The 20056-nt window shown below is 54.8% G+C and carries 14 protein-coding genes; all 14 read right to left on the bottom strand.

The annotated features are described in order from the left end of the window. Positions 1-5: 5 nt before the first annotated feature. Positions 6-1124, bottom strand: a complete 1119-nt coding sequence (gene dnaJ, locus HCQ99_RS00435; protein ID WP_166984612.1) for a molecular chaperone DnaJ — start codon at positions 1122-1124, stop codon at positions 6-8. Between the two features lie 49 nt (positions 1125-1173). Continuing rightward, entirely contained in the window at positions 1174-2202 is a 1029-nt protein-coding gene (gene hrcA, locus HCQ99_RS00430; protein WP_166984611.1) for a heat-inducible transcriptional repressor HrcA, read from the bottom strand. Between the two features lie 75 nt (positions 2203-2277). Next, complete coding sequence (gene hemW / locus HCQ99_RS00425) at positions 2278-3507, bottom strand: radical SAM family heme chaperone HemW (protein ID WP_166984610.1); 1230 nt, start codon at positions 3505-3507, stop codon at positions 2278-2280. A 4-nt stretch (positions 3508-3511) separates the two neighbouring features. Then, positions 3512-4159 carry a DUF1990 family protein gene (locus tag HCQ99_RS00420; protein WP_166984609.1) on the bottom strand — a complete coding sequence of 216 codons (648 nt, stop codon included), beginning with the start codon at positions 4157-4159 and terminating at the stop codon, positions 3512-3514. After that, entirely contained in the window at positions 4156-6009 is a 1854-nt protein-coding gene (lepA, locus tag HCQ99_RS00415) for a translation elongation factor 4 (protein WP_166984608.1), read from the bottom strand. The genes HCQ99_RS00420 and lepA overlap by 4 nt, the downstream gene beginning before the upstream one ends. Before the next feature lie 120 nt (positions 6010-6129). Continuing rightward, positions 6130-6390 carry a 30S ribosomal protein S20 gene (gene rpsT / locus HCQ99_RS00410; RefSeq protein WP_166984607.1) on the bottom strand — a complete coding sequence of 87 codons (261 nt, stop codon included), beginning with the start codon at positions 6388-6390 and terminating at the stop codon, positions 6130-6132. Between the two features lie 143 nt (positions 6391-6533). Next, a complete protein-coding gene (locus tag HCQ99_RS00405) occupies positions 6534-8354 on the bottom strand; it encodes an ABC transporter ATP-binding protein (protein WP_166984606.1) in 1821 nt (606 codons plus the stop codon). Positions 8355-8405: 51 nt separating this feature from the next. Continuing rightward, positions 8406-9413 carry a DNA polymerase III subunit delta gene (gene holA / locus HCQ99_RS00400; RefSeq protein WP_166984605.1) on the bottom strand — a complete coding sequence of 336 codons (1008 nt, stop codon included), beginning with the start codon at positions 9411-9413 and terminating at the stop codon, positions 8406-8408. Between the two features lie 8 nt (positions 9414-9421). After that, positions 9422-10645, bottom strand: a complete 1224-nt coding sequence (gene manA, locus HCQ99_RS00395) for a mannose-6-phosphate isomerase, class I (protein WP_166984604.1) — start codon at positions 10643-10645, stop codon at positions 9422-9424. Between the two features lie 5 nt (positions 10646-10650). Then, positions 10651-13104, bottom strand: coding sequence for a ComEC/Rec2 family competence protein (locus HCQ99_RS00390; RefSeq protein WP_166984603.1), 2454 nt, complete (start codon positions 13102-13104; stop codon positions 10651-10653). Next, positions 13101-13856, bottom strand: coding sequence for a ComEA family DNA-binding protein (locus HCQ99_RS00385; RefSeq protein WP_166984602.1), 756 nt, complete (start codon positions 13854-13856; stop codon positions 13101-13103). Before HCQ99_RS00385 ends, HCQ99_RS00390 begins: the two co-directional genes overlap by 4 nt. A 180-nt stretch (positions 13857-14036) precedes the next feature. Then, positions 14037-16544, bottom strand: coding sequence for a leucine--tRNA ligase (gene leuS / locus HCQ99_RS00380; RefSeq protein ID WP_166984601.1), 2508 nt, complete (start codon positions 16542-16544; stop codon positions 14037-14039). 72 nt (positions 16545-16616) lie between these two features. Next, positions 16617-18302, bottom strand: a complete 1686-nt coding sequence (gene cydC, locus HCQ99_RS00375) for a thiol reductant ABC exporter subunit CydC (protein WP_166984600.1) — start codon at positions 18300-18302, stop codon at positions 16617-16619. Then, positions 18295-19962, bottom strand: a complete 1668-nt coding sequence (gene cydD / locus HCQ99_RS00370; protein ID WP_243854750.1) for a thiol reductant ABC exporter subunit CydD — start codon at positions 19960-19962, stop codon at positions 18295-18297. The genes cydC and cydD overlap by 8 nt, the downstream gene beginning before the upstream one ends. Between the last annotated feature and the right edge of the window lie 94 nt (positions 19963-20056).

Here is a 20056-nt window from a genome sequence, read left to right as displayed (position 1 = left end):
ACCGGTTAGCCGTTACCGAAGAAACGATTGCGCAGCTTATCAAAGAAGCCCTGTTTGAACTCACCAAGTTGTGGCTGTGTGCCGGTGTTAAGCTCACGCAGCTCCTTATAGAGCTCCCGCTCACGCTTCGAGAGTTTAGTTGGGGTGAGCACTTGCAGGGCTATCTTCAGGTCTCCGCGACGGTTTCCGTGCAGCTCAGTGATTCCGCGGTCGCGCACAGTAATTATTTCACCCGATTGGGCACCCTCTGGCACGGTAACGAGCACCTCGCCGTCCAAGGCGTTAAGCGTCACCTCGGTGCCAAACACAGCGTCTGCCACCCCGAGGTCGAGCGTTGCCAGAAGATCGTTACCGTTCCGGCTAAAAACATCGTGGTGTTTCACACTGAACTCAATAAAGAGATCACCATTTGGGCCTGCGCCAGGGCCCACCTCACCGGCGCCCCGCATCTGCATACGCATGCCGTCTTCAACTCCGGAAGGAACATCAACGGTTATTGAACGCTTCTCACGCACCCGACCGCGACCGCCGCAATCGTGGCAGGGGCTGTCAATGACATCGCCGTATCCGTGACAGTTTGCGCAGGGGTGGTTGGTGACAACGGTGCCGAGGATTGACCGCACCTGGCGCTGCTGATGGCCACTGCCACCGCAGTGCTCGCAGGTGCGCGGCGAGGTGCCGGGCTGACTGCAGCTGCCGTTACAGGTCGGACAAACCGCAGCTGTGTTTATTGAAACCTCTTTTTGGGTGCCAAAAATAATCTCGTCAAGGGAGACACGCAACTGGATCAGGGCATCCTCACCGCGCTGGGTGCGACTCTTCGGCCGTCCCTGACCGCCGCCAAAGCCAAAACCGCCGCCGAACATGTTGCCCAGGAAGTCACCTAGATCTGTGAAGTCTCCCCCACCAAAGCCGTTCTCCGAACCGCCCATGTCGTAGTTGCGGCGCGCCTCAGGATCGCTCAAAACATCATAGGCGTGCGTCACCAGCTTAAACTGTTCAGCCGCTTCCGGGCTCGGGTTGCGATCCGGGTGCAGCTGCATCGCGAGTTTGCGATACGCCTTCTTGATCTCCTGCTCAGTTGCATCCCGGCCCACACCGAGTGTTTCGTAGTGGTCAGCCACCTAATAATCTCCTTGGATTCAAAATAAAAACTTGCGCTACACCGTCTAACTAGGTGCCCAAAATCTTGCTCAGATAGCGGGCGACTGCGCGCACCGCCACCATGTTTCCGGCATAGTCCATATTTACCGGCCCTAAAACTCCAAGTCTAGAGTCGGCGTTCTCACCAACCCCAAATTTAGTCGCAACAATCGCCGTCCCGGCAAGACCGTAGGGTTCGTTCTCAGATCCGATAGATGCGCGCACAGTTCCCTGCTCAGCCGCCAACTCGTTGAAGAGCTGCAGCAGCACAACCTGCTCTTCAAGCGCATCAAGCACCGCGGCGGCGTTCTCTCCCGGCAACTGCTGCCGCGAGAGGTTGGCAGTGCCAGCAATCGCCAACTTTGCACTACGATTTTGCCGCATCTGCTGTGCAGCGCCATCAAGCAGCGGGGCAAGAGACTCCCACTCCTTAAGCGATGACTGCTTTTCTAACTCTGCTCGCAGTTTCTGAACTGCCAGAAGTGCGGTGTCAGTATCTTTTCCGACAACAGCTGCCGCGATCCGCCCCTTTACCCCCGCAACGAACTCCTCGCTCACAGCGTGTGGCAAAACAAGCAGCTGCTGCTCTACTGCGCCAGAGCCGGTGATCACAACGCACAAAACTTTGTTGTCTGTGAGCGCCACCAAATCAAGATGGTGCACGAAAACATTCTGCTCTGACGGATACTGCACGAGCGCAACCTGTTTTGTCAGCTGCGCCAGAAGTCGCACAGTGCGCCCCAGCACCTCATCCAGGTCTTGCGCCTCCCCTAGAAAACGCTCGATAGCAGCGCGTCTTGCGCCTCCCAAGGGTTGCAGTTTTGAGAGGGTGTCGACATACAGGCGAAAACCTTTATCCGTCGGCACCCGGCCGCTCGAAGTGTAGGGCGCTGCAATTAGTTCAGCCTCTTCAAGCGCCACCATATCGTTGCGGATGGTGGCGGCGCTCACGCCGAAGGAGTATCTGGTAGCGAGGGTTTTAGAGCCCACGGGTTCACCTGCTGCGACATAGTCTGTCACGATAGCGTGCAAGATTTTTAGTCCACGCTCTGAAACCACAAGTCCACCTCCAATACCGCTTAGCACTCTAGTTGATAGAGTGCCAGTTTAGTCGATGAATATGGGTGCTTCCTCTCAACTCGCTAACAGCGTAGCAACCACGGTATCGGCCAATAAACGCCCGCGCAGAGTCGGCACAATGCGCTTGTGCTGCAGCGCGCTGACAGGATCCACAAGCCCGTTTGCAATCAGCTCCGCAACCCGCCGCGATTCGCTTGCAGTAAGTCGTGACTGCGGCAGACCGTCTGCGATGCGTGTCTCCAACAGCACCTGCTCTACCCGCCTAGTTTCAGCGTCTAACACCTCTCTGGCAAACCCGGGGCTAATACCCTGTGCAATGCGATCGGCGTAAGCGCGGGGGTGTTTCACATTCCACCAGCGCACTCCGCCAACATGACTGTGTGCGCCCGGCCCGTAACCCCACCAATCGTGCCCCTGCCAGTATGCGAGGTTGTGGCGCGACCTGGTGTCTAAAGTTTTGCTCCAGTTTGAAATTTCATACCAGGAGTATCCAGCAGCCGCAAACTCTTGATCGGCCAGCTCATACATTTCAGCGTGCAAGTCATCGTCGGGCTGCTGATACTCCCCCCGCGCTATTTGAGCAGCTAGCTTGGTGCCGGGTTCAACGATCAAAGCATACGCAGAAATATGGTGCGGATCGCAGGCTAACGCCGCTTTAACAGAACGGCGCCACTGCTCTAAAGTCTCGCCCGGAGCTCCGTAAATAAGATCAACACTCGTCTCAAGCCCCGCTTCTTTCGCCCACGCGACAACCTGCGGCACTCGCTCCGGTGTGTGCGTGCGATCGAGCACCTGAAGCACTTCGGGCACAGCAGACTGCATCCCGAAACTCACCCTGGTAAATCCGGCATCTTTAAGCGTCTGCAGATACTCCCTATCAACCGAATCAGGGTTAGCTTCGGTGGTTACTTCAGCTCCCGCAACAATTCCGAATGTTTCACGAAGTTTCGCCAGCATCTGCGCTAAATCTGTTGCCGGCAGAATTGTCGGGGTGCCACCCCCAAAGAAAACGGTGCTGAGCTGCCGCGGTTTGATGCCGCTGTCATCCAACGCCCTGGCAGAGAAGCTAATTTCATCGCACACCTCACTCGCATAGTGACTGCGACTGGTGTTCCCGAGTTCCTTAGCTGTATAGGTATTGAAATCGCAATAGCCGCAGCGCACACGACAGTACGGGACGTGCACGTATGCACCAAAATTGCGTGTGCCCTGCGCTACGGCAGCCTGTTGTGGCAGTCTGCCGTCTGCGGGCACCGGGTCACCCGGCAGCAGAGCGCTTGGCACTGTCTCACTCCCCGGTCGGCTGCAGTGTTTTAAGCACGCGCTTTAACGCGGTTGTCGCCCGGTCGGCTGTCTGCTGCTTACCGAGCCCAAGAAAACCTGTGGCGTGCACATGCCAAAATCCGCGGGTTAGTGCCCAGACGGTTTCATCTTCACGCAGCTCAACAGATAGCGCGACTTCGCCGGTTGTATCGCCCTCATCTGCGGTGCCCAAGATCATCCCACCGCGCTCAACAACCTGACGCTCCTGTTCGAGCTGCTCCAATTGCGCGCCCTCAAGCACACGCACAACTTCAAATCGGCGCGCCGAATTATTATCGTCCGGTGTCAACAGCACCCGTGCCCCGCGTCTGAGAAACGATTCGCCCTGCGCTGAATACACCGCTTCCCCGCCTCTGACACTCGGGCTCTCACCGGCAGACTCTTCTGTTACCACATAGCCTGCTGCACGGTGCGCTTCCCAAGTCATCAACTGCTCTAACGCTGAGTTGAAGCGATCCACACCCTGCCCTATTTGCACCTGCTCGAAAAAGGGCACCGCATCATTCGGCGGGAACTGAAGCAGATCTGGCGCCTGACTAACACCAACTTCGATGTATGACAGTCTTGCCGGCTGGAAACTATCGCGCCTCGCTGCCTGCTCAACGCCGCTCACTTTTTAGCTTCCTTACCCTCAACATCTCCTGACAGCGCTGCGATGAATGCTTCCTGCGGCACCTCGACCCGGCCTACCATCTTCATGCGCTTCTTGCCTTCTTTCTGCTTTTCCAGCAGTTTGCGCTTGCGGCTAATATCGCCGCCGTAACATTTAGCGAGCACATCTTTCCGAATCGCACGAATAGTCTCTCGTGCAATTACTCGAGCCCCGATCGCCGCTTGAATAGGCACCTCAAACTGCTGCCGCGGAATCAACTTACGCAGTCGTTCAGCCATCATCGTGCCGTAGCTGTAGGCACTGTCTCGGTGCACAATGGCGCTGAAGGCGTCCACCTTATCGCCCTGCAGGAGGATATCCACCTTCACCAGATCTGCGGTCTGCTCACCATCTGGTTCGTAGTCGAGGGAGGCATAACCCTGCGTGCGACTCTTCAGCTGATCAAAGAAGTCAAACACAATTTCACCCAGCGGAATACGATAGCGCAGTTCAACGCGGTCGGTGCCGAGATACTCCATCCCGAGCAGGTTGCCGCGCCGCCCCTGGCACAGCTCCATGATCGCACCGACATAGCCCTTCGGAGCAAGAATTGCCGCCTTCACCATAGGCTCGTAAACGTCGCGAATTTTTCCCTCTGGATATTCGCTCGGGTTGGTCACAACGACCTCGCCGCCATCTTCTTTTACAACGCGATATATAACACTCGGCGCGGTAGCTATAAGATCAAGATCAAACTCACGGCGCAGACGCTCACTAATAATTTCTAGGTGCAACAGCCCCAGGAAACCGCATCGGAAACCAAAGCCCAAAGCGACTGATGTCTCCGGCTCATACTGTAGCGCAGCATCCGACAGTTTCAGCTTGTCGAGCGCTTCGCGCAGCACCGGGTAATCACTGCCGTCAATCGGATAAAGACCAGAGAACACCATCGGTTTTGGATCGGTGTATCCGGCAAGCGGTTCAGCAGCTGGGGCGCGTTTCGTGGTCACCGTGTCACCAACCTTTGATTGGCGCACATCTTTCACACCGGTAATTAGATAGCCCACCTCACCCACTGCGAGACCCTTGGTGAGCTTAGGTTCTGGAGCGGAAACACCAATCTCCAAAGCTTCGTGCTCGGCGCCAGTGGACATCATCTGAATACGCTCACGCGGGGTGAGCTTGCCGTCTACCATACGGACATAGGTGACAACGCCCCGGTATGGATCATAAACAGAATCAAAAATCATTGCCCGAGCAGGTGCTTCAGTGTCACCCACCGGAGGTGGCACCTTGCGCACAACACGATCAAGCAGTTCTGCAACACCGGCGCCCGTCTTCCCTGAGACGGCAAGGATCTCTAAAGGGTCTATGCCGATTAGTTCAGAGATTTCTTGCGCCCGGGCTTCCGGATCTGCGGCGGGCAGGTCAATTTTGTTGAGCACCGGGATAATTTCAAGATCGTGTTCCATCGCCAGGTAGAGGTTGGCGAGTGTCTGCGCCTCAATTCCCTGTGCCGCATCCACCAGCAGGATCGCCCCCTCGCACGCCGCAAGCGAACGAGACACCTCATAGCTAAAGTCGACGTGGCCGGGGGTGTCGATCATGTTTAGTGCATAGGCCTGCCCGTCCACCTCCCAGTGCATGCGCACAGCCTGTGACTTAATAGTGATCCCGCGCTCGCGCTCAATATCCATGCGGTCAAGGTACTGTGCGCGCATCTCACGCTCCGGCACCGTGCCCGTGATTTGGAGCATCCGGTCAGCAAGAGTTGATTTACCGTGATCGATATGCGCGATGATACAAAAATTACGGATAATTTCCGGATCGGTGCTCGCCGGGATCGGTGGATTCGAAGCGCGTGGTGCCATAGTGCTGTTAATTATTCCAGAGGTTAGAATGCGCCGAGCTCAGGCGCTTGCATAAACAACGCACGCACGCCCCAAAAATGTGAGCGTGCGTGCGCAGGGTACCGCATATGCGGTAAAGCTTTAGAGAGCTGCAACCTTCTTAGCAAGCTTTGACTTGCGGTTAGCAGCCTGGTTCTTGTGGATTACACCCTTGCTCACAGCCTTGTCGAGCTTCCGGCTAGCAACTGCGAGAGCAGCAACAGCTGCGTTCTTGTCTCCTGCAGCAATTGCTTCACGGGTCTTGCGAACAAAAGTCTTCAACTCGCTCTTGTAAGCACGGTTGCGTTCCTGTGCCTTACGGTTTGTGCGAATGCGCTTAATCTGCGACTTAATATTTGCCACGTTTGTGTCCCTTAAAAATTTGGTGTCGAACTTCTTGTTCCGCGTGGCGGGAGAGGGCTGCCAACACGGTAGGTGTGGTTATTAAAAACTCACACGCAAGCCAATAGATAACTTTAGCAGAATCTCAAGCGATTTGCCGGCACCTATTCATGGATTCCGAATTTCTCGCGCAGCAGCTCCTTACTGCGCGCTGAGCCCTCGGTTTGCAGTGTTAATAATTCAGCATATATGCCGCCGCTCGCGGCTAGCTCTTGCGGAGTTCCAACTTCTGCAATACGCCCATTTTCCAGTGTGATAATGCGATCAACATTCTCGATGGTTGATAGACGGTGCGCAATAATCAGGCTGGATCTGCCCTCCATCAAAGCTTCAAGACTGCGCTGCACCTGACGCTCACTCTTCGTATCAAGAGCGCTCGTAGCCTCATCGAGGATCAGCACAGGTGCATCCTTCAACATTGCGCGCGCCACTGCGACACGCTGTTTTTGCCCTCCAGAGAGCTTCAAACCACGCTCGCCAATAACGGTGTCGAGCCCGTCGGGGAAAGCATCAATAAAGTTCCAAGCCTTTGCACGCTTAGCTGCGGCAATAATCTCAGCTTCGGTCGCATCCGGGCGACCGTATGCGATGTTCTCACGAATAGATCCACTAAAAAGTGATGGGTCTTGAAAAACAACACCAATCTGCGCCCTGAGCTCAGGCATCTGCAAATTCGCAATATCCTGCCCAAAGAGTTCGATTTTGCCCTTATGCAAACTGTAGAAACCGAGCAGTGTGTTCACAATCGTTGACTTGCCACCGCCGGAGGTTGACACAAGGGCCAGCTTTTCGCCGGGTTCAATTGTGAAGTTGATATCTTGCAAAACAGGATTTCCCGGATTGTATTCAAATGTCACATCAGTGAACCTAACCGGTGTGCGACTCGTATCAACCGGCTTTGGTTCTGCCGCGGCACGTGGATTGCGCAGAGCTATGCCCTCCCGCTGATCCGACCTCAAATTGATAACAGAAAAATAGTCGCGCGATCCTGCGATCACTTTTTGTGAGGTGTCAACGATCCAGCTCATCATGCTGACAGGGTTTCGCACCATGCCCACCAGCTGAATTAACAAAACAAGTTCACCAATCGTGTGGGAGCCGTTCGCTGTCTGCAGAAACAGCACCGTATAAACAATGCCAAAAATGATCGTTAACGCACTGCGGCGCAGCACATCCATACTGTGCCACCAGCGGGACTGTGCGCGAGTTATACTAACGGTGCTCTGCAGATGCTCATCAAAACTCTGCCATTCTGTGCGTTCACGCGCGAAAGAGCGCACCGTTGCAAGCTGCCCAACCACTTCGGTGAACCGACCACGAGACACGTCGATGTGATCGTTCTTTTGATGCTCATAGGCTTGCCAGCGTTTGGATGTCAGGGCTGTTAACCAGACATAAAGCGGGATCATCAGAGCGATCAAAACTGCCAGCGGCCAAGCGTAGAAAGCCATTACGGCAAGCACCGCAAAGGTTGTCAGCAGCATTGAAAAAATATTGTTCGCGAACATGCGCGCGAAGTTGGTGACCTCAGTAATCGTGCGATCCAAACGCGACACAATCGCACCAGTCAGCTCGTTATCAAAATAGCGTTGGGGCAGCTGCAACAGTTTATCGTAGTAGCGAGACGACAGCAGATGCCGCATTTTCATACTCATTGTGTCGCCCGCACGGCCGCTAACTGCGCCCAGCACCACAGAAGTAAGCTCCACCAGCAGGTAAGCACCAACCAGTATGAGAATAGTTGTAATCCCGGAATCACGGCTGATAGAGCCGTTCAAAAGCCCCACTATCGTGTCGGTTGCACGACCGATCAGAAACGGAACGGCAATAGTTGCCGCACTCGTCAGCAGCGTGCAAACGATAATTATGAAATAGAACCTATTAAGTTCTTTTGTAAAACGAAACAGCTGTCTAATTGATTGCACGCGGATACTCTACCCCTCCGTTTAAAGCTCGGAGGCAAGTTTCGCTGATGGCTAAATTCTGCCGCGTTTGGCAACCGCTAAAACAAATCTTTCGATCACAAACTCTTTGTTTCGCGCGCCACCCTTCAGCTGCCACTCCGTCTCAGCAGCGTAATCCAGCATCTTTGCTAGATCACCTTCGCGCCAATTACGCGCATCACGACGCGCAAGTTTCACCGAATACGGGTGCTGTTTCAGACGTTTCGCAAGCTCAGCATCGGAGTCACCAAGCCCGTAAACCTTCGCCATCAGACGCAACTTGTTTGTCAGCAGAGAACAAATTGCGATCGGCTCTTGACCTGTGTGCAGGCCGTGTCTTAACAGGGTGAGGGCAAGGGCACCGTTACCGCTCGCCGCCGCGTCAGCAATCTTCATCGAGTTGGTTTCAACGCGTCCGGCTGTCAGCTGGTCGACCTGCCGCAAAGAGATTGTGCCACTCGCATCGCGTGACAACTGCTCTGCGATCGCAATAAGTTCGGCAAGATCTTCAGCGTACGCTGTGATTAAACTGCGCAGCGCCTCAGGTTCTATGCGCTGTGATCTGCTCGCGAGAAAATCCGTCACAAACCGGCTGCGCTCACTGTCTTTAAGCACATCACACACCACTTCAATAGCAGTAGTTTGACTCCGAATTAGTGCCAGCGCAGCTTTACCGCCGTTACCGCCAGAATGACGCAGCAGCAGGGTGGTTGCCTCATCGAGCAGAGGAATTACCGCCTCAAGGTCTGCCATAAACGCAGCACTCGGGGCATTCAGGTTTGCGATCCGAATCAACCTCGCTTCACCAAACAGCGAGGGGCTTGCAAGAGTCATAAGCTCTCCGGCTGCGGCTAGCTTTGCGTCTATATCGTGTATCTCAAGCTCTGGATGCTGGGAGCGCATGCCGCGCCGCACCGTCTGTTGGGCAAGGTCAGCGATCGCACCCTCTTTACCGCTGAGCAAAATAAGCGGAGCCGGGCGTATCTGCCACACGCTAAGCACAGTGTGAGCTGATCGCCCACCCCGTTTGCCAGCAACCATCATGTCTCCTAAATTTGCGCTGCCGGGGCGTCACACCCACGCAACGCACCGCTTGCAAGAAATGCCTCACCCGATCCTGTCAGCTTAATAGCGCCCTCTGGCAGAGCAAAAGTCTGCCCTGTCTTAATTTGCAGCGTTTTATGTGCCCCAGCCGCATCGGTTATTTCAACAGTGAAAGACCCTGAAACAACCAGAATGCAAGAGACTCCCGAAGTTACAAGTTCAACATTTTTGAGCACCCGCACCAATTCAAACGGTGTGCTGTGCTCCCCCGCCGCATCAGGGTTAAAACGCTGCGCCGCTGCTTCTGCTGCCACAGCGGCAATGGGATCAGCGGATCGGGGGTCAAAATTCAACACCTGAAGCAGTTCAGCTGTATCAATGTGTTTTGGAGTGAGACCGCCGCGCAGCACATTGTCGCTCGGCCCCATAATTTCAATACCGTAGCCTCTTAAGTAGGCGTGTGGCGTGCCCGGCGGCAGCCACAAAGCCTCACCGTGCTTTAAGCAAACAATATTCAAGAGCACAGCCACTAGTATTCCGGGGTCGCCGGGATACTTTTCTGTCAGATCAGCGATGAGAGCACACAGACGCTTCAGGCCGGGGGTGTCTGCCGTAAAGTTTTTTTGCGCTGCCAGAGCAGCCACATATAAATGCTCGATTGTCTCGCTAACGCCAGCACTGTCTGCGCTAAGTGCCCAACGCACAACTTCCTCTACGCCCTGAGTAACAATCCGGTCAGCAAACTGCCGCACACTGTTGTGAGCATCTCCCGCAAGTTCTGTCAGAAGCGCAGCCGAAGCTTGCGGATCGCGAAACCCGCAGAGTGCTTCAAACCCGGTTTCGAGCGCGACGATTAACTCAGGTTTTGCGTTGCAATCCCGGTAGTTGCGACTCTCGGCAGTTATTTTAACCCCGGCGGCTTCCTCAGATGCAAACCCAGCCCGCGCACACTCTTTCGTGGGGTGCGCTTGAATCGAGAGAGCCTCATTAACGGCCAACATTTTTAACAGGAAGGGCAGCTTTTCGCCGCTTGCCAGTTCATAATCCAGCAGAGTCTGCCCGTCGTTAAAACGGCTGGGCGCTTTGGGGTGCGATCCGATCCAAATTTCTGCCTCTGCAGCTCCGGAAGGCGCAAGATTCAAGCGCTTACTTATGCCGTCAAAAACACCCCACTGATAAGCCATCACAGAATTGGTGATGCGCTGCGGAAGTTTTGGGCGGGTTTTCACTCTCTCTACCCTAGCTCTTCCTTCCCCCTGATGGGAGTGCGGCGCGCGTATTTTATCTCCGCTATTGCAGCCCCCGAGTGGCTCTGGTCAAGAGTCTGACTAACCCACGCTTTACCCGCTGCTGTCAGCACAAATAAACCGTGTTTGTCTGTGCGCAGTGTAATCGCCCCAAGCTGATCTAGTTCGTCAAGCACCTGCCTGCTGGGATGACCGTAGCTATTATCTGCCCCGACACCGATCAGTGCCCATTTAGGAGACTGCGCTTGCAAAAGTTCTGGTAAGAAGTTTTTTGACCCGTGATGCGCAACCTTAACGATGTCAACATCCAAAACGGCAGAATCTAATGTCTCAATGAGTTCCTGCTGTTCCGCTTCTCCCGTATCAGCCATAAACATTGCGGTCAGATCGCGGTACTTGATGCGCACCACCAAGCTCATCGAGTTGCTATCGAGACTAATTTTGTCGCGGCGCGGAGCAAGCACCTCCCACTCAACTCCCCCTAGTGTGCCGTGATCTCCAGCTGTAGCAATTGCAGCTGCGATGCCCGCACGATCTAACTCATACAAAAGCGGTCGCTCTGGTTCTAAGGTTGGGGGCGATATGAGAGCCGCCCTCACAACCCCGGAAACCTCTTCCAAAGCCCCAACATGATCTCTGTCGTCGTGGGTTAAAACTAACATTTGAATGCTTTTTACCCCGAGCTTGGTCAAACAGCTGCGCAGCTTATCTTTATTGTCACCCGTGTCAATTAACATCACAGTTTCTGCCTCGACTGGATCTCTGACCACAAATGCGTCGCCCTGCCCGACATCACACCCTGCAATCACCCAATCTGTTGGAACTACCTGAGTAGCTAACACAGGGCGAAAAACAGTGTTTGCGAACACTACTGCTGTCGCCACAAATAGCGGGGTCAAAACCAGCAGCTTGGCGAGCGGCGTTTGCGTGCTTATGAGCTGCCAGGGCTGTTTGCGTTTCCTGAGCACCCGATGCAAACGCAAACCGTGCTTTGCAACATTGTGGGATGCGAAAATGAGCGCGTAACAGAACACTAACTGTATGGCACCGCCCGCCCCCTCTGGCCATGCAAGTGCTGTAACAGGCAGCTGCACGCTAAACCTTGCGATTTGTTCAATTAGTGCGCACGCGCTACTAGCGAGGAAAAAACAAAAATCCCCGAAGCCGAAATTAAGCCCCAACTGGATAAAAGCTAATAACCCCAAACCTGTCGCAAATGGCGCAAGTGGCGCAGCCAGTAGGTTGGCGAGAATCCCGGCAAGCGGCAGATCTCCCTGCAACAGCAGCAGTAGCGGCGCACACCCGATTTGTGCCGCACAGGTGACGGCCAGTGCAAGCGCTAAAAATTCAGGTAAACCCCAGCGAGTGAGGCGACGTTTTAACGGCTGCGCAAGCAAAAGAATGCCGCCGGTGGCCGCAATCGACAGCGCAAAACCTGCCCGCACGGCCTGCCATGGGTCACAGCTTATTAGAACAAGGGCGGCAGCGCCGAGAGATGCAAAACTGCTGTGTTTAACACCACCGAAATTGCCGATAAGAATAACACCCGACATAACGGCGGCGCGCTGCAGTGATGAGTCCGACCCCACTGCGAGCGCGAAGAGCGCCAGCCCACCTGCTTGCAGCAGCAGTCTTGCTGTTTTCCGGCATCCGAGGAGGCCTGCAGCCCAGGAAACTCCGGCAAGCACCAGCGCACAGTTACCGCCTGATACGGCTGTCAGGTGCAGGAGCCCTGATGCACGCAGCACAGAGAAGTCTTGCTCATCTAACAGTGCGGTGTCTCCGACAGCGAAACCCGGCACATATTTTGCACCGCTATTAATGAATGCAGAAAATACGCTTTTTTGGGTTGCAAAGTTTTTGCTGTGTGTGCTTAAGGCACTGCGCGCCTTGTGCAGTGTTTGTTCAAGTTTTGTTGCCGGCGCTGTGATCAAGGGCGCTGTGTTGGTGTTTAGTTCAAAAGCTTCTGGGGAGTCAAGCAGCTTCCGTTTAACCAGCCCTGTCACGCTGACCGTTGTGCCCGGTGCGAACCCGGCGGTATCAGTGTCTTCTGGCAGCCAGACTCTAACGGCTGGCGCGTAGGGCGTATTGCTAAGTCGTCCGGTTGTCCACTGGCTTTTAGTAGCTCCTTGGAGTTTAGATTTTGGATATTCGATAATTTTTAAGGTTAGGGTTTGCTGCTGTGAGTCCATGCTCAGTGCGGCGATATCTCTAGCCTGAATTTGCAGCATCAGTTGCGCTCCTAGAAAAGCGCTTAAAAGCGCCACCACACTGGCCGCACGAATGTTTCGCGCTGTCAAGCAAACCAATACTAGACAGATTGCGCCCGCAACAAACACCCAGTGTTTTTCAGTCAGCAGTGTCGCTGCGGTAACCGCCCACAAACCCAATCCAGCCAGCAGCAGAAAATAGCTGTTGCGCTTGTTTGGAGTCAGGGTCATAAGGTAACCACTTCTGCGAGCAGCTCAAAAGTTGACCCTCCGATCCCTTTAACCTGCAACAGGTCTTCAATTTTTTTGAAACCACCGTTTGTTTCCCGCCATTCAACTATTCGTTCTGCGAGTGCGGGGCCAATCTTCGGCAGCGCTTCTAACTGTTGTGGAGTGCTTAAGTTGATACTTATTTTGCCCTGTGACTGTGTGGGGCCAGTTGCAACCGCAGCGTTACCGTTTGCTACTTCCTGCTCGGTGGGGATTAGTATCTGCTCGCCGTCGACAAGCTGACGCGCTAGATTAACCGCTGCGAGCGCAGCATCAGGGGTGGCTCCCCCGGCTGCTTTCAGAGCTTCTTGCAGTCTCTGCTCGGCGTTTATCTCATAGACTCCCGGCTTTGCAACAGCCCCGACAATGTGCACAGTAACCGTGTTCTGCGACTGGGCTTTGTCTGTTGCGGCTTCAGACTGCGCCGTGAAACTCTCGTTTGCTTGAGTTGCGGAGCTGGCAAATTTCACTGTTTCTGCAGAGGGTGCTATTTCGGTGCCGCGAGTGCCGTTCCAAACCAAAAATACTGTGACGATGGCAACGAGAACTGCCACCCCAACAACAGCGGTGTTGGGCACTCTTAACAGTGGCTTAACTCGCTCACGCAAACTTAGCGTCGGCAACTCAGTTTGCTGCTCCCGCAAAATCTGCTCTGGCTTCTGCTCAGGCTCAGACCTGTTAGATGTTTCTGTTTTTATTGGCAGATCAGCCATTTTCGCAAATTGTTTTAGATATAGCTCGTTGCGATTCATAACATGAGGGTATTGAGTTACACAGCCACGATGACTTGCAAATATGAATTTGGGGATAACCCTCTAATAAAGCAATCACCCCCAGCCTGTTACAAACAGAGCTGGGGGCCTCGCATTCAGAGCGTGAACTAGATCTGCGCGCTAGCTGATCGGTTTTGCTGCGATGCTCACAATCTTTGGCAGGCGGACGATTGTCTTTACTACATCCATCCCTTCAAGCTGGCGCTGCACTTTTGCAGAAGCTAGTGCTGCTGCAACTGCATCAGCCTCGCTAATATCGGCCGCAACCTCAACAGTGTCGCGCACTTTTCCGTTAACTTGGATAGCGAGTTTAACAGTGTCAGCAACTAACAAACTCTCATCAGCCTGCGGCCACAGTGCGAGCGCAACTGATGGTTCGTGACCGAGATTTACCCACATGTCTTCTGCGCAGTATGGCGCAAACATATTCAGCATGAGCGCGATTGTCTCAACCGATTCACGCACCGCAGGGTCTGCTGGGCCAGCAGCCCCATCAACCGCTTTACGAGTAACGTTGACCTGCTCCATAAGACGGGCAATTACAACGTTAAACTTGTAGCTTTCAACCAGACCCGGCACTTCTTTGAGCAGCTTGTGCGTGTGACGCCGCAGCTCTTTGTCACCCGCTGCCGCATCAGCATCTACCGGCGCTGACACTTCGCGTGACAGACGCCACGCCCGCGCCAAAAACTTGGCTGAGCCCTGCACGGAAATATCTTTCCAGTCGATATCATCTTCTGGCGGGCCGGCAAATACGAGTGACACACGCAGCGCGTCAGCACCGTGGTCGCGTAGCTGCTCAGCAAACTCAACCAGATTGCCTTTTGACTTCGACATTTTTGCGCCGTCAAGCAGCACCATGCCCTGATTCAGAAGCTTTGTGAATGGTTCATCAAACTCTAGCTGACCAAGGTCGTAGAGCACTTTAGTGATAAACCGCGCATAAAGCAGATGCAGAATTGCGTGTTCAACACCGCCAACATAGTGATCGATTGGCCCCCATGCATTCACAGCGGCAGAATCAAACGGCTGCGTGTTATCTTGGGCGCTCAAGAATCGCAGGAAGTACCATGAGCTGTCCACAAAAGTGTCCATGGTGTCGGGGTCGCGGGTCCAGCTTTCACCGTCGATTTCAACGGTTGCCCACTCGGTGGCAGCACCGAGCGGTGAAGTGCCCTTCGGCTTCAAATCAAGCCCCTCAGCAACCGGCAGCTTGACCGGCAGCGCACTCTCGTCAACCGCACGCATTTCACCGGCAGCATTGTGCAGGATCGGAATTGGGGTGCCCCAGTAGCGCTGCCTGCTGATCAGCCAATCACGCAAACGGTAGGTGGTGGCTGCGCGTCCTTTGCCAGACGTCTCGAGCAGCTCAATCTGCTTCGCAATCGCCTCAGCTTTGTTAAGACCGTTGAGCTCACCAGAGTTGATGATGATGCCGTCCCCGGCCACTGCCTCGCGAGTTTCCTCCGGGTTCAAAACATTGCCATCTTCGTCGTGCACCTCAACAACTGTGCGCACCGGCAGGTCAAACTTATTTGCGAAGGCCATGTCGCGCTCATCGTGTGCCGGCACGCTCATAACCATGCCGTGACCGTAGTCGGCGAGCACAAAATCACCGGCCCAAACCGGGATCCGCTCACCGTTAGCTGGGTTGATTGCCCAGCGCTCCAGGAAAACCCCTGTCTTTTCTTTGTCCGTTGCCTGCCGCTCAATCTCCGTTTGGCTCTGCGTCTTAGCCAAATATTCGGCAAAGCTGCTCTGCACTTCTGCAGATGCTCCGGCAGCAAGTTCAGCGGCTAAATCACTGTCAGGCGCCACAACCATAAAGGTTGCCCCGTGCAGAGTGTCGGGACGGGTTGTGAAAACAGTTACCGGCTCATCACGACCCTCAATTTCAAACTCAACCTCAGCACCGCGCGACCGGCCTATCCAGTTACGCTGCATCTGCAGCACCTTAGCCGGCCAAGCACCCTCAAGCTTGTCGAGATCATCGAGCAGTCGGTCTGCATAGTCTGTGATTTTGAAATACCACTGCGTCAGCTTTTTCTTTACAACAACAGCACCTGAGCGCTCTGAGGTGCCATCTGCTAGCACCTGCTCGTTTGCAAGCACTGTCTGATCTACCGGATCCCAGTTAACCCAACTCGCCTTCCGATATGCGAGGCCACGCTTATACATCTGCAAGAAAATCCATTGATTCCAGCGATAGTATTCAGGGTCGCTGGTGTGCAGCACACGAGACCAGTCAAAGCTGGGCGCATACTCCTTAAAACTCGCTTTTTGCTGCGCGATATTGTCGTAAGTCCAAGCACGTGGATCAACACCGCGCTTAATCGCAGCGTTTTCAGCGGGGAGACCGAATGAGTCCCACCCGATCGGATGCAGCACAGCGTAACCCTGGCCGCGCCAATAGCGAGCCATCACGTCTCCCATGCTGAAGGCCTCGGCATGCCCCATGTGCAGGTCACCGGAAGGATACGGGAACATATCTAGCACGTATTTACGCGGCCGCTCAGATTCTTCGTTTGATACTTCGAAGGTTTTATTATCTTCCCAGTACGGCTGCCAGCGTTTTTGGATCTGGCGAAAATCGTAAGCTTCTGCTGCTTCGTTCACGGTGTTCCTCATATACAGATAGAAAAACGCAGCACGCCCCTGCTCGGTTTACGCTGCGTCGTCGTAATAATCCAATGTTACTAGCTACAGCACGATTTCACCGGCAGCGCGAGCCCTAACCGCAGGTGGCACGGTGTGACTAATCAGCAGCAGTGCTCTGTCTTGCGGCACAGCAGCAACAAGCTCTTGCAGCAGGGTGTCAGCCCGGTCACGATCAACGCTGGCGGTCGGTTCGTCCAATACAACGATGGGAAACTCCGCCAAAAGCACACGCGCCAAAGCTATCCGTTGCGCCTGCCCGCCTGATACGAGGGCGCCGCGATTGCCGATACGCATCTCTAAGCCACCGCGTGCAGCAACCCACTCGTGCAAGCCCACCCGCTTAAGCATCGACATTAACTCAGCATCACTTGCGCTGGGTTTAGCAAACAACAGGTTTTGCCTCAGGTTTGTGTCAAAAAGGTGCGGCCGCTGTTCGCACAGCCCGATCAGTTGCCTAACTGTGGGGCCACCGAGATCACGAGCTGCCACTCCAAACACTTGCAAAGATCCCGCATAGTCAAGAAATCTCACCAGCGCCGCAGCGAGCGTAGATTTTCCGCTGCCGCTCTCCCCTGTAATCAACAGAGTCTCACCAGCGTGCAGCTCAAAAGTTAGATCCTTAATTTGCGGATCGCCACTGCCGGGATGTTTAATCGTGAGGTTGGATGCGGCGATGAGTGGCTCTCCCTGCGGCAGTTGTGCGCGGAGGGTCACCGCAGCCGAATGACGCTTTTCTCCGCTGTCATCGGGGTCTGAAATCTCTAAATCTTGCGCGGTCTGTGGCAGCTCGGCAGGCAGTTCAGAGGTTGTGAGCCGCGCAACCCGGGCAGCGCTTGATTGCACTCGTCGTCTAGCGTTTAACGCAAGCGGCACCGCTAAAAACACTTCCGCGATCGCCGCCGGCACTATAACAGTTAAGCCAAACAGGCCGGCTCCCATATCCGGTTGCACAAACAGCAGGATCATTACTGTTGCTAAACCAGCACCGAGTAGCATCAGCCCTGCTGTCAGCCCGGCAGTCGTCGCTTGTTTGCGCTGTATTTTAGAGAGCTGCTCAGCTGCCGCAAACACCTTCGCATCTGCATTCTGGGTTGCGCCGAAAGCTGCAAGTACCTCAGCTGCTTCAGCTCGCTCGAGTATCGCATCCTGTAGCTTAGCCCGCGCCGCAGAAAGCGCAGACTGTGATCTTCCGGCGATCCGATCTGTGAGCCACACCGCGATAACCGCTGCTCCCCCGATAGAAACTGCTGTCATGAGCGCAGCCAGCGGTGAGATTAAAGCGACCAATATCAGCGACAGCAACACTACTACCGAGCTGACAATGAGCGGCTGGCGCACCCTGAGTGCCTCATCTTGCAGCTGATCAACGTCATCGACAAAGGCCGCAAGCACTTCGCCGCGTCGATTAGTTTCAACACCGCCGGGAATGCGCGGCAGCAACCGCTGAAATGTCACTCCGCGCAGCACAGCAAGCTGCGCAAATGCAGCATCGTGACTCGCCAATCTTTCAACATATCGAAATGCTGCACGACCGATAGCGATAGCGCGCACACCCACAATTGCAAAGTTGAGGTACAGGATCGGCGGCTGCTCCGCCGCCCGCACGATAAGCCACATTGAGAGCGCTAAGAGCCCCACAACGCAGGCATCTGCGAGCACCCCGAGCAGCACTCCGGGGGCGCGCGCAACAAAACTCGGCACGGCGGCCGCGCGCAGATCCTTAACCATGCGCAACCTCCGCAATTCGCACTGCACGGTCAGCGCTTTCAATCAGCGCCTCGCGATGCGAAACAATCAGCACAGGATGCCCCACAGCAGCACGCCGTCTGAGAGCTAGCGCAACAAGTTTTTCACTCGCAGCGTCAAGGGCACTGCTCGGTTCGTCCATGACAATTCCGCAACCGGGAAAACGCTTAGCAAAAAGGAGTGCGCGCGCGATCGCAATACGTTGCGCCTGCCCGCCCGAAACACCGTGATCGAGAGCACCCAGCTGTTTTTCTAACGGCAGCGTCGCCAAACCGAGCTCTTCCAACACAGCGCGGGCGTCAGATTCAAGCACAGCACCGCCGAGGCTGAGGTTTTCAAACACGCTACCCTGCAGCAAACCTGGTTTCTGGCCAACCCAAGCCAGCTGCGCGGTGCGCTGCACTTTTCCGTTAACAGCTGGCACAAAGCCCATCAAAACATTTAACGCGCTTGTTTTGCCGCTCCCGCTCGGGCCGGTGAGTGCAACATACTCCCCGGGGGCAACACTAAGGTTGAGAAGCGGCCCCGCACCATGACCATAATCGACGCTCACACCATTAAGTTCGAGGTGCTCTGCCTCTGTCGCAGGGTGCGGCTCGGCTTCGTACACTGCGTCGCTATCAATTAAGGCGAAAACGTTATTCGCCGCGGCCAGACCCTCAGCTGAGGCATGATATGCAACACCAACCTGTCGGATCGGGATGAACACTTCAGGGAGCAAGAGCAGCACAAACAAACCGATCCCTAGTGGAAACAGGCCATCTACCAGGCGGGTGCCAACAGTTACCGCAACCAGGGCGACAGAAAAAGTGCCCGCCAAATCGAGCACGAAACCAGACAGGAATGTGACTCGCAAAACCTGCATTGTGCGTTTGCGATAGCCCTCAGTTGCATCTTCAATATTCTGTCGCTGCTTCCCCTCACGCCCGAAAATTTTCAGCGTTCCAAGCCCAGAAATTGTGTCGAGAAAACTGTTTGAGAGTCGGTTTAGTTCCTCCCATTGCTTATTTTGCACGAAGCGTGTGGCAATACCAATCAGCACCATGAACAGGGGGATCACCGGAAAAACCACAATTACGATCGTTGCGCTCAGCCAATCCGCCCACAGCAGAACTGCGATCAGGATGGGGGTTGCAACCGCTGTTAATAGCAGCTGCGGAATGTAATTTGAAAAATAGTTGTCGAGCGCATCAAGCCCGCGCCCGAGTGTTGTTGGGAGGTGTGCGCTGCCCTCCTCTGCCGCAGAAAATCGAAGCGGTGATTGCTTTTCTAGCGTGTTGAGGGCGGATCTGCGCAGCTCGTTTTTGACCCGCACAGCACCGCGGGCTGAGACTGTCTCCATGGCCCATGTTGTGCAAGCTCTAACAATTACCGCTGCTAACGCACACACCACAAATAAAGGCGTTTGAGAAGCCGGTTGCAGAGCGTCTAATACCAGCCCAAAGCGCGGCCCGCCAAGCACCGGGGCGACCGCTTGGGCGAGCAGCATTGCGACGCACCAACTCCAAACTATGATGGCGACGGTGCGAAAAAAACCGAGGATCACCCCCTGTAACAGGATGCCCCTGGTAGCGCCTGCATAGCGCAGTAGGCGGGGATCCAGCGGTTTCAAAGCACTCCTAGAAAGATCTGATGAAGTCACTAACAGTCTAGCTGTATTAGACAGCAGAAACCGGTTAACAAGCACGTCGGTGATTTTGCCGCCGAACCGGTAGAGCGCAGACGGCAACTGCAAT

Source organism: Canibacter zhoujuaniae, from assembly GCF_011752015.1.
GTDB classification, from domain to species: domain Bacteria; phylum Actinomycetota; class Actinomycetes; order Actinomycetales; family Microbacteriaceae; genus Canibacter; species Canibacter zhoujuaniae.
Note: the sequence above shows the minus strand (reverse complement) of the source record. Positions and strands in the feature narration are given on the sequence as shown.